We start from the raw sequence: 1,559 nt of genomic DNA on the forward strand, positions 1-1,559 counted from the left end.
TTGGCGAGTTTCGCTACGCTAGAATTGGGCTTTGATGCCGCACGAATGACGTCGTTGTCTTGGCGTGGTTGTGTTACTCGTTCGTGTTCGCGTCAGCGATCGTTTGCGGGTCTTCGATCACGAAGTAGTGGCCGTGGTCGCTGGTGACGAAGACAACGGTATCGTCCCAAGCGTCGTTTTGTTCGGCCCACTGAGTGACAGCGTGAAACGCCTCCTCGCCGCTGAGCACGGCCCCGATGCTGTTGTCGATATTGTTGGCGTGGTTGGCCCAGTCGACATCGCCTGCTTCAAGCATAATCCAGAACTCGGGCAGTTCTGTCGCGTCGTTTGAACTCGTGTTTGGGGCGGGCGCGGAAAGGACACGCAGGGCTGCTGTTGTCATTTCGGCGAGGGTTGGGTTTTCCGTGATTTCCGCATCGGAGTATTTCTCGGTGCCTTTGACGTCAAAGGTCGGGTTGTATTTCCCGTCGGCCGTTTGGAATGGTAGGTGTCCCCCTTTTCCGCCAAAGAAGCCGAGCAGGCGGTCACCGGTTTCGATCGCACGATTGACGGCGGCGGTGAGCACCGAGTGACCGGGTTCGCCGGGGGTTCGTTCGGCGACGATGTATTTGCGGTGGGAAGGGTCGGATTCACCGGGGCCGAGTCGAACGGCATCCAGGTCGGATTCGTGCAGGTATTTGTTACCCGGCATGAAGTTGTCGCCTTGCCCGGCGTCTTTGCCGGTGCCTTCACCCCAACCGCCACCGATCAGCACGTCGACACCCGGTAATGGGTTGGAGCGATGGGCTGAGGAGGGACGTCCGATGAGGTCGCGAGAAATATCTTGGTAGTCCTTGCGGGTGACGTTGTTAGCGTACGCGGCGCCGGGAGTGGCGTGGCTGACGGGGACACTGGTAACGATGCCGATGCGAAAGCCTTCGCGTTGGAGTTGTCGTGCGATGGCGTCGGCTTGGGTTCCGTCGTGGGCGACCCCGATTGATCCGTTGTAGGTTTTGATGCCCGCCGTCAGGCTCGTTGCCGAGGATGCGGAGTCGGCATAGCGGTGTGGGCGTGAACGGTCTTGTCCGATTGGGTACGAGATCCGGTCTCGTTCGTGCCAAGGCATCGGGCCGGCGAACGTGGGGTCGAACCCGCCACTGGCGTCGGTGTTTTCGTTGACGACGATTTGCGAGTTGACGTCAAATTTGCATCCGCCGGTTTTGGGTGTGGTTGAGATGAAGGCGCTGTCGGTGATCGTGCCGCGATAGTCTTGGAAGGTCAGGCCACGACCACGCCCACTGTCGTAGAGCATGTCTGCGTTCTTGTAGATTGATGCGGCCTGCGTGGTTTGCCAATCACATCCGTCAAAGACCATCAGGATGATGTGGCGTTTGCCGTTATCGGCTGCAATGCGTTGCAGGTCGTAAACGTCGATTTGGTCGTGGTAGTGAGCGTTGGGTTGGTAGGTTCCTTCGGGGATCTTTCCGAAGTGTTTTTTGAGCCGTTCTCGGTCCGAGTACAGGCTGCCTCGTTCGCGAAGTGCCGAGAGGGTCATGCCGAAGGAATACAGCGGAACGAGT

General features: G+C 58.8%; 1 protein-coding gene. It reads right to left on the reverse strand.

What is annotated here, in order from left to right:
• Window positions 1-73 precede the first annotated feature (73 nt).
• Window positions 74-1,559: alkaline phosphatase (locus RSSM_RS16660; RefSeq protein WP_044302804.1), on the reverse strand; the 1,486-nt coding region annotated here is incomplete at its 5' end.

Origin of the sequence: Aporhodopirellula sallentina SM41, assembly GCF_000346505.1 — a bacterium.
Lineage (GTDB): Bacteria > Planctomycetota > Planctomycetia > Pirellulales > Pirellulaceae > Rhodopirellula > Rhodopirellula sallentina.